We start from the raw sequence: 9,831 nt of genomic DNA, 5'->3' as shown, positions 1-9,831 counted from the left end.
GTTACGAGCGAAAGGCCGAGCACTTCCTGGCCTTCGTCGGCATCGCCGCAGCCCTCATCAGCTACCGCAGGCTCACCAACTGAAACGACGTCTAAAGAGGCACCGGGCCGTGGCTACGAGGTACGACAAGCTCGCGGTCCGCTACGAGGCGACCGTCCTCGTCGCGGCCATCAACGAGTGGCTGTGACCAGCACATTCGATACACGCCTTAGCCGGACGGCAGACCGCCCTGACGTAACGGAGTCCTACTACGTGGCTGTTCGGCGCTACTGCCCGGGAGTGTGGCGATCCGTTCCGTCGCCGATGGCGTCGGGAGCTTTGACAGTTCTACTCGCTGACTCAACTTCCGTCACATGCAGGTGAGTTGCCGAGCGCACGCTGTCAGCAAGGGCTGCGCGTGTAAGGCAGGATGCTTCCCGGACGGGCGCGATAAGGGGCGTTCAGGGAAGGGGGCACACGGTGGATTCCGGGAGGACACAATCAAGTGTCTGGAGAACCATCTTACTTCGGCTCCGCAGCCCACCCAGCGGGCAAGCCAGGGCTGTCCACGGCAACGGTGAGTATCGGCTCAGGCAAGGACCACGTCATGCGGCATGCCTTTCACGTTGACCAGCCATCGCAGCCGGGCTCCCGGCCCGGCCCCGTCCCACCTCCGCGTCCGCGCTCCCTGGGCCGGCGAATCGTCTGCAGGGCCGCCGGTACGAGCCCCCCGGAGGCGGGACCAGCAGCGCCTGTCACCCGGCGTGCGGAGGACTGACGGGCGGCCGGTTGCAGGTGCCGGTCGTGTCCGGACAGGTGTACTCGGGATCTGCGATGTGCAGGACCAACTGGTCTAGACTATGGGCGGCCCTGAGGTACCGCACGCCCTCGATACTGTCTCCGACCACGTTGGCCGTCCTGGCCGCCATGCCCGCGTAGCGCGCCATGTCGCCTGCCAGGACCGCTTTCCTGGCCAGTTTGCGCGTATCACCTGCCAGCTGCGGAAGTTCCTTCCGCAGAGCCTCGGCCGAGTTCTTCACGTGCTCCAAGGTCTTGCCGTCGATATGGCCCATGAGCGCCTTGCGGACGAAGGGAATCAGCCCGTCGGTGTCGGCTGCCTTGACCAGCCTTTCGGTCAGGATCACCGCGTGCTTCTGCACCTCGGGGCACTGGCTGGGCAGGACGCCGGGAGCCGGCACGGTGCTCGCCGGGCAGGAGTATGCGGGAATTTCCTTGGTGTGCGCCGCCCCGAACGCCCGCAGGGTCCTGGAGAAGCACCGCCGTACGGACTCTGTTCCGGCCTGCGGCCCGGGGCATGTACTTAGCCTGTCGTACACGTCGAGCAGGCCGGCAACGGCCTGCGGGTCCATGGGTGCAATGCCGGGAGTCGTGGGGAACAGCGCCCGCTCGACGCCGTTCATCGCACGGTTGAGCCGGTCCAGCCCGATCATGGACACCGGCCACAGAGTCGGAACGATATTCGTGATGCTGGTCTTGAGGCCCACTTCCAGCGCATAGGCCGCGTTGTAGTACGACTTGTGTAGAGCAGGGCAGGACTTCACACATTCCTGGGACACGCTGCGGAGGCTAGTACTGGTTCAACCATCCGTCGAGTGAGGCGAGTTGGAGTGGTGCTCCGGTGGCGTGACCGGAGAAGCGGTCCGTGACTCCGGTGAGGAATTCTGCCGCGGCACTCACCACACCCGGCACGGGAGCGCGGGGCGGGGCGCCTCGTTTCCGCAGGACGAACCGCTGGCGCCAAGGGACCGTTGAGAGTTACGCTCTGTACACGTTTCGTTGCAGGGGCCGGGGAGGGTCCGTGGAACCGGTTTCGCTGATCATCGCTGCCCTTGCTGCCGGTACGGCGGCGGGATTGACGGATGTCGCCCAGGAATCCGTCAGGAACGCGGTGCGGTCCGCCCACCGCGACCTGCGGGAGCGGGTACGGGCCCGGCTCGCCGGCCGGGAGGACGGGAACCTGGTCCTGGACCGGTTCGATCGGGAACCCGACACCTGGGAGCGGCCGTTGCAGTCCGAGCTCGTCGCCGCAGGCGCCGCGGAGGACGCCGAGCTGATCGCGGCGGCCCAGCGGGTGCTCACAGAGGCGGGCAGGGCGCCGGAGACCGGGCCGAAGTACCGGACGAACTTCCACGGAGAGGTAGGCAGCGCCGTCATCGGTGACGCCGCGCGCGTGAACGTGACCGTCAACCGGCCCGATCTGCCGTCCTCGGCGCGTGCGTCCGGTACCTCCGAGTCCGGTTCCCCCGCGCCAATGGAGTGACCTTGTGGACCAGCCGGGGGAGCCCACGCCCGTGGAGTTCCACGGGGACATCGACGTCGCACTGGTGGGTGACCATGCCACCGTCCACATCCACCCCCGGCCCGAGCCCGCCCCGGCCCCGTTCCTCGCCCCTCCCCGCCCCTCTGAGCTCCTGGTCGGGCGGGACGAGCTCCGCGCCCGGATCAGACAGGCGCTCCCGTCCGGCTCGGTCGCCCTGTACGGACTGCCTGGCGTCGGCAAGACCGCGCTCGCCTTGGACCTCGCCTACGACGACGATGTACGCGCCACCTTCCCGGATGGCGTGCTGTGGGCAGGCCTGGGCTCACGAGCCGGAACCACCGATGTCGTACGGCACTTGGCACTGTGGGGGGAACATGTCGGACTCGGCCCCCAGGAGCTAACCGCCCCAGACCTGGTCGGCTGGTCTGAGGCGCTGCACCGCCGGATCGGCGGCAGACGGCTGCTTCTCGTCATCGACGACGCCTGGAACTCGGACGACGCGCTCGCCCTCCAGGTCGGCGGCCCCGGCTGCGCCCAGCTGATGACGACCCGCTTTCCCGCGGTAGCACTGGAGTTCGGCGGAGCGGCGCTGCGTGTCGGGGAACTCGTGCCCGTCGAAGGGCTGAGGCTCCTGCAGGCGCTGGCGCCGGAAGCGGTCGGCGCCGACCCCACGGCCGCGGCCAGGCTGGTGGAACTGGTAGGCGGGCTGCCGTTGGCCCTGAACCTGATCGGACATCACCTGCGCCGAGCGGCCATCGACGGCGAAGCCTCGGTCGCTGACGCCCTGGACCAGCTCGGCCGGGCCGGGGAACGCCTGCGCCTCGCCCGCCGACAGGCCCCGGCCGCCGCCCACCCCAGCATCCCCGGAAGTCTGTCCCTCTCACTGCTCGCCGCACTGGACGTCAGCCACGACCGGCTGACACCCGAGGCACGCCGGGCACTGCTCGCCCTCACCGCGTTCCCTGCGAAGCCCAACAGCTTCCCGGCAGCAGCCGCGCAGGCTGTAGCCCGGGCTGCGCCGGAGCTCATACGCGCCCTCACCGGCACCGGTCTGGTGGAGTCCGCCGGACACAACCGCTACACGATGCACCAAGTCGTGCACGACTTCGTACGCTCCAAAGACACCGCATCCACGGGTGTCGCGGCCTTGCAGGGCGACTCGTTGGGAGCGGCGGAGCGGCGCATGGTCGTGGTGTACGTGGGCATGGCCGGAGGGAAGGGCCCCTTCGGCGCCGATTCCGCCGAGGCGGGGCCCCCCGACGGAGCCGAGGAGGTCGGCATGACCAGCGAGGAATTCCAGCGCGAATTCGGCAATGTCCTGCAGGCGCTCGACCACGCCCACCACCACGGCATGCACGAGGAACTCCTCACCGGCGTTGACGCCGCCTATCCCCGGCTGGTGCACCGCGGGCTCTACACCGTGGCCGAGCCCCACCTCCGGCACGCCCTGCACGCGGCCCGGGTACTGGGCGACGCCCGGGCCGAGGCCCGCACGCTGCTGCGGCTGGGCAGCGTCATCCTGGAGCGCGGCGACCTGCGGGAGGGCGGACGGTACCTCGACGAGGGCATGCACCGCGCCCAGGAGACTGACTCGGTCGGCGAGATCGTCGGCCTGCTGCTGAAACTGGGCTGGAGCGTCGGGATGCGCGGCGACCTGGAACGGGCACGGCGCCACTTCTCCGACGCTCTCGTTGGGTCCCAGGGCGTCGAAGCGGTGCCGGCATTGCAGGGGCTCGGCTGGGTCGCCGGACTGCAGGGACGGCACGACGAGTCGGCCGCGCACCTGCGGCGCGGCCTGGAACTGGCCCGCGAGTACGGTGATCCTCCGCAGATCGCCGGGCTGCTCCAGATCAGCGGCTGGATGCGGGCGCTAGCCGGAGCGTATGCCCAGGCGCGGGAACTCTTCCAGGAATGCCTGGGACTCGCCCGCGCAGAGCGGCTGAGCACGGACGAGGTGGACGCCCTGCACGGTCTGGGATGGCTGGCCGTCCGCCGCGGCCACCACGCCCAGGCGCGCATGCTGCTGACCGAGGGCCTGGAACTCGCCTGGGAACTGGACTACCACGAGCAGGTACCGCTGCTGGTCAACCTGGGCCGGGTACTGACCGCTCAAGGCGAGTATGACGAGGCGGGCAGGCTGCTGCGGCAGGCGGTGGAGGGGGCCCGGGCGCAGGCACGCCCGGAGAAGCTGAGCGACGCACTGAGCGCGCTCGCCCGGCAGGAACTGGCCGACGGGCAGTACGAGGCGGCCGACGCCCACGTACGCGAGAGCCTGGACGTGGCGGAGCGGATCGCGGTGCGCGAGGTGCTGGTGGAGGCGCTGGAGGCAGCCGCGGATCTCGAGTTGGCCCGAGGCCATGCGCGGGGCGCCCAGGAGCCGTTGCTGCGTGCCATGCGGCTGGAACGCGGCAACGCAGCAGTGATCGCCCGGCTCCGGATGCGGTTGGGCGAGTCGCACGAGGCGGAAGGCGGCCACGCCACGGCCGCGGAAACCTTCCGTGCGGCCCTCGCGGGCGCCGAGCGGAGCGGCCAGGAGGAGATCGCCGCGCTCTGCCTGTACGGGGCAGCCCGCGCACAAGCCGCCCTCGGCGACAGGGAGGGCGCGCGGCGGCTCGGCACCGAGGCCGTGCAGCGGCTGGCCGGGCTGAGGGCTGCCCGGGCCACGGAAGCCCGGATCTGGCTGGCCGACCTCGCCTGACACGGCTCGCCTGAGCTGATGCGCCTGCCACCGCATGAGCCAGCGCGAACACCCCACCCACGGGCGGCGACCAGGCCTTCCTCCCAGGCGACGTCGAAGTGGCTCCACACCATGCCCAGCTTCTCCAGCTGCGCGGCGCGGTCGGCGTCTATGTCACCCTCGCCGCCGAAAACGACTCACCTTCGTCGGGCGCCGAAGGTTAAACGACAAGCGTACGTCCAGCAGTCCGGACGTCACCGCAGCTCAGAAGGGATGTGAACGATGTAACCGGACGACAAGATCAGGATAGCCAGCCGGTGGAAGTCCGGTCCGGGGAGACGCCAGGGTCCCCGGTAGCTGACTCCCGGCGTCGCTCGAAAGGATGGCGCCGAAGTGGAGTGACAAGCGCTCCTCGGGGGCGTGCAACCGGCCAGTCCGCAACATGAAGTGAAGCCTGCAATGCCGTCACTTAATCCCGCCCGTGGGCGGGCCAAGGAGGAGCCGAGCCTTGCTTGAAAGGCTGAGGCCATAGAAGGCGATCTTGGACCTGGAGCAGTCGCTGAAGAACCTCCCGACGTAAGGGGCGTGGAATGGCTGGAAGGTTGTCCTGGGAACTGGAGAGAGCCTCCTCGGCCCCGCGCATGCCGCGTGGGAAGCGTGGCCTGCCTATAACCGGCGGAACCGGGAAGTGGCGGGCTGCCGAGAGGCAGTCGGAGGGGGTCGTAGTAGTGCCGATCGGCGGGACAACACAACCCGCTGGGAGCGAAGGGCCTCTGCTTCATCGATGCGATTCGCGAACAGGGAGGGGCACGGATGAGTGCCGTTTCGGCTGGTTCCATCCGTCGGGAGGAAGGCGCCGCGAGACCGGGTGTCCGCCTTCTTGGACAAGGTCCGAGCCTTGCAGCGGACGCTCTACCGCTGTGCCAAGCAAGAACCCGAACGCCGGTTTCATGCCCTGTATAGCCATGTCCACCGCATGGACGTTCTCCGGCGGGCGTGGGCCGGTGTGTGTGCGAACCGGGGAGCCCCCCGGCGTCGACGGTGTGACCGTCGACGCGGTGGTGGCCTCGGGGGTGGATGCGTTCCTCCAGGATCTGGCCGAGCGGCTACGGACGTATACGTATCGTCCGTCGGTGCTGCGGCGGGTCCAGATTCCCAAACCGGGGGCGGCCGGGGGAGTTCCGGCCGCTGTCGATTCCCACCGTGGCGGACCGGGTGGTGATGATGGCCGCCAAACTGGTCCTGGAACCGTTCTTCGAGGCCTAGCTTGATCTTTAACCTCCGGTGTCGAATGGTGCGTCGAACGTGATCACTCGGTCCGGTAACTGCCGTACGCAGAAGCGGCCTTCGTCTGAACATGTGCTCCGACCAAGGAACACACACGTCCAGTACGAAGGCCGTGATGATGAGTCTGCTGCATCGCGATGCCCGGCAGGATGCGTTGGCGGAGCTGTCACGCTTCCGGGGCGAGTTCTACTCCTGCCTGACCAGGCGTTCGGATGCGCTGTTCGAGCTGGCCGACGCCGTGCTGTGCGCGGACGGCCCGGTCCGCTCGCTGGTGGAGCTATCGCTGGTGGGCGAGCATCGCCGGGGACACGGCGGGCTGTATGACGCCCTGGCCGCGGGTCGGGTGGACATCGCCAGGCTGCGGCGGGCCCTGGCTGCGGTGCCGCTGCCGCGGGCGGCGGACGGCCGGCTGGTGCTGGCCGCCGACATCACCTGCTGGCTGCGCCCCGACGCCCACACCTCACCGCAGCGGATTCCGTGTCACACCTACGGACGCGGCAAGGACCAGCACATCCCCATCCCCGGCTGGCCGTATTCGGTGATCTGCGCGCTGGAAACAGGCCGCAGCTCCTGGACCGCGCCGCTGGACGCGCTACGTCTGGCGCCGGGTGACGACGCCGCCACCGTCACCGCCCGGCAGATGCGCGGCTTATCGAGCGGTTGATGGAGGCCGGGCAGTGGAATGACGACGACCCGGACATCCTCATCGTGGTGGACGCCGGATACGACGTTCCCCGCCTGGCCCACCTGCTCAAGGACTTGCCGGTGCAGGTGCTGGGCCGGATGCGCTCGGACCGTGTCCTGCGCCGGGCAGCCCCGCCCCGCGAGCCAGGCACCCGGGGCCGTCCGCCCCGCCACGGCGGCGAGTTCGCCTTCGGCGATCCGGCCACCTGGAACACTCCAGATGCGACGACGGTGACCAAGACCCGTCTGTACGGCACGGCCACCGCCAGGGCCTGGGACCGACTCCACCCCAGGCTCACTCACCACTCTGCATGGGTCTCCCAGCTGGGCGCTTTGCCGGTCATCGAGGGCACTGTGATCCGTCTGCAGGTCGAGTACCTGCCCAGCGGCGCGAGGCCGAAGCCGGTGTCGTTGTGGTGGTCGGGCACCGATGCCACCGACACCCAAGTCGACCTGCTCTGGCAGTTCTTCCTGCGGCGCTTCGACATCGAGCACACGTTCCGGCTGTTCAAGCAGACGCTGGGCTGGACCTGCCCGAAGATCCGCACTCCCCAGGCTGCTGACCGGTGGACCTGGCTGATCCTCGCCGTCTACACACAGATGCGGCTGGTCCGCCCGCTGGCGGCCGACCTGCGCCGGCCGTGGGAGAAACCGAGCCCGCCAAACAAACTCACCCCGGCCCGCGTCCGCCGCCACTTTCGGCACCTGCGCCCGCAGGCCGCCTGCCCCGCCAGAGCACCGAAATCCTCCCGCCCCGGCCCAGGACGACCACCCGGCCGCAAGAACACCCGGCCCACCCCGCGCTACGACGTGCACACCGTCCGCAAACCAGGCGCTACGAAACAGCGAACGAAGAAGTCAACGTCCCCACGACCCCGCCGCACAGGTTAAAGATCAAGCTATGCCGACGACTGGCTGCTCGGCTTTGCTGGGCCGAAGCGAGAAGCCCTGGAGATCAAGAACCGGATGAGGGAGTTCCTGCATGACGAACTCAAGCTGGAACTGTCGGAATCCAAGACTCTGATCACGCACGCCGCCAGCCAAGCGGCGCGCTTCCTCGGTTACGAGCTGAGAACCCAGCTGGCGGACACGAAGATCACTCGCGGGCGTCGAGCGGTCAATGGCTGCATTGGGCTGTACGTGCCACGGGACGTGATCCGGAAACGGTGCGCGTTGTATATGAAGCGCGGGAAACCGGCGTTTCGCGGGGCGCTGATACACGATCAGGACTTCTCGATCGTGGCGAAGTACCAAGCGGAATATCGGGGACTCGTCCAGTACTACCTTCTGGCCCAAGACGTAGGACGTCTGGGCATGCTGCACTGGGTCATGGAATCGTCCATGCTCAAGACCCTGGCCAGGAAACATCAGTCCACCGTCACTCGGATGGCTCGCCGCCACAGGGCGACCGTCCAAACGCCCGACGGGCCACGGACGTGCATGCAGGTCATAGTCAAGCGCAGTGACGGAAGAAAGCCACTGGTAGCTCGCTTCGGCGGAATCCCGTTGAAGCGGCAATGCTTTGCTGACCTGGTCGACAAGGCCCCGTCAACGAGATACACCGGCAGTAATGAACTGATCCACCGGCTCTTGGCGGGACAGTGTGAGATGTGCGAGTCGCGGAGTGGTCTGCAAGCTCACCACATCCGCAAAATGGCAGATCTCAATCGGCCTGGTCGGCCCGAACCCTCTCCCTGGGTAAGGCTCATGGCACAGCGTCGACGCAAGACCCTTGTCGTCTGCCACGACTGCCATTGGGAAATCCACAGAGGACGGGCCACGGTCTCAACCCGGAGATGACGTCACTGGAGAGCGGTATGCGTTGAAAGGCGCCCGTACCGTTCGGGAAGGGGCCGTCGGAACAGGACCCCAGCCAGGGGCACCTCGTCGGCGGCCTACTTCACCTCCGAACGATTCGTTCGAGGCGATCGCGACGCTGTTCTTTTCCTCCCGCTCGGTCAAAACCTGGAACAGCATCTCGGCTCCGCGGCGGTCGAGTTCGAGGTAGCCCAGTTCGTCGATGCAGAGCAGGTCGACGCGCCCGTAGCGGGCGATGGTCTTGGTCAGCTGTTTCTCGTCGGCGGCTTCGACGAGTTCGTTGACGAGCTTTGCGGCGAGCGCGTAGCGGACCCGGAAGCCGGCCATCGCTGCGGCAGAACCGAGGCCGATCAGCAGATGGGACTTGCCGGTGCCGGAGTCACCGATCAAGCAGAGCGGCTCGCCCTTCTTGACCCATTCCCAGGTGGCGAGGTTGTTGATCAGGGCCGGGGTGACGTTCCGGTTGGCCGTGTAGTCGAAGTCCGAGAGCCACTTCGGGCGTGGGAAGCCGGCCGCGCGGATCCGGCGTAGCCGCGGCCGCGGAGGTGGGCCGGGGCGTAGACGGGATCCACCCGGACCATGCCGCCGACGACCGGGGTCGAGGCCGCCATCGAGACGGGGATGCCCTCCAGGGCGGCGAGGGCTGCTGTAACGGTGGCGGCGAGGGTGATGACCGCGGCGAAGGTGGCGGCAGCGCGAGTGAGGGCGGCGTAGGTGGCGCCGTCCATGCGGGCGAGCCTGCCCGCGCCGAGCGCGGCGAGCAACGCGACGACGAGTGCGGTGGTCAGCAGGACGACGGCCACGACGGACTCCCTGTACACGGTGGGGTGTTGACGTGGTCGAAGGTCGCGGAAACGGCGTGCGCCGTGGTACGCCCGGACGAAGATGGACAGCGGCGAACACATCAGCTCCGGGGGCGAGCACGTGCAGGACGAGTAAAACGGCCACAATCCGGCACTCACCGAACTGCGCAGGAGACTGACCGACGGGCTGGCGCAGGCCCGGCTGAACCAGACGCAGCTCGCCGCCCGTGCGGAGTTGGCGCGCACCACGCCGGTCACAGCGGGCTGTCCTACCTCTCATCGCTGGAGTTCGAACAGCAACA

Annotated in this window: 4 protein-coding genes and 4 pseudogenes; 5 read left to right on the top strand and 3 right to left on the bottom strand. The window is 68.3% G+C overall.

Annotated features, from left to right (window positions below; all coding sequences use genetic code 11):
• Nucleotides 1-88: 88 nt before the first annotated feature.
• Nucleotides 89-187: pseudogene (locus ACIBBH_RS40770) on the top strand (IS5/IS1182 family transposase); the annotation flags it as partial.
• Between the two features lie 547 nt (nt 188-734).
• Here ACIBBH_RS40770 and ACIBBH_RS40765 read toward each other — a convergent pair.
• The gene (locus ACIBBH_RS40765; protein ID WP_399413791.1) at nt 735-1,484 is read right to left on the bottom strand and encodes a hypothetical protein; all 750 of its coding nucleotides are present in this window, start codon (nt 1,482-1,484) and stop codon (nt 735-737) included.
• 314 nt (nt 1,485-1,798) lie between these two features.
• Between ACIBBH_RS40765 and ACIBBH_RS40760 the strand changes: the two genes are divergently transcribed.
• The 4 genes and pseudogenes from ACIBBH_RS40760 to ACIBBH_RS40745 all read left to right on the top strand — a co-directional run bounded on the left by ACIBBH_RS40760 (nt 1,799) and on the right by ACIBBH_RS40745 (nt 8,708).
• On the top strand, nt 1,799-2,260 hold the full coding sequence (locus ACIBBH_RS40760) for a hypothetical protein (protein WP_399413789.1): 462 nt from the start codon (nt 1,799-1,801) through the stop codon (nt 2,258-2,260).
• Between the two features lie 4 nt (nt 2,261-2,264).
• The gene (locus ACIBBH_RS40755) at nt 2,265-4,958 is read left to right on the top strand and encodes a tetratricopeptide repeat protein (RefSeq protein WP_399413787.1); all 2,694 of its coding nucleotides are present in this window, start codon (nt 2,265-2,267) and stop codon (nt 4,956-4,958) included.
• Between the two features lie 1,384 nt (nt 4,959-6,342).
• A pseudogene (locus tag ACIBBH_RS40750) lies at nt 6,343-7,799 on the top strand (NF041680 family putative transposase).
• 75 nt (nt 7,800-7,874) lie between these two features.
• Entirely contained in the window at nt 7,875-8,708 is an 834-nt protein-coding gene (locus tag ACIBBH_RS40745; RefSeq protein WP_399413785.1) for a group II intron reverse transcriptase/maturase, read from the top strand.
• Nucleotides 8,709-8,810: 102 nt separating this feature from the next.
• On the opposite strand, the pseudogene ACIBBH_RS40740 reads toward ACIBBH_RS40745, so the two are convergent.
• Nucleotides 8,811-9,254: pseudogene (locus tag ACIBBH_RS40740) on the bottom strand (ATP-binding protein); the annotation flags it as partial.
• Nucleotides 9,245-9,355 (bottom strand): annotated as a pseudogene (locus tag ACIBBH_RS40735) (GNAT family N-acetyltransferase); the annotation flags it as partial. The pseudogenes ACIBBH_RS40735 and ACIBBH_RS40740, both read right to left, overlap by 10 nt.
• Nucleotides 9,356-9,831 lie beyond the last annotated feature (476 nt).

The organism is Streptomyces sp. NPDC051636 (genome assembly GCF_044453765.1).
In the GTDB taxonomy this organism is placed as follows: domain Bacteria; phylum Actinomycetota; class Actinomycetes; order Streptomycetales; family Streptomycetaceae; genus Streptomyces.
This window is presented reverse-complemented; position numbering and strand designations above follow the sequence as displayed.

Bases quoted from the DNA above. Each gene is read 5' to 3' on its own strand.
- ACIBBH_RS40745 (WP_399413785.1), top strand. From the start codon at position 7,875: ATGAGGGAGTTCCTGCATGACGAACTCAAGCTGGAACTGTCGGAATCC.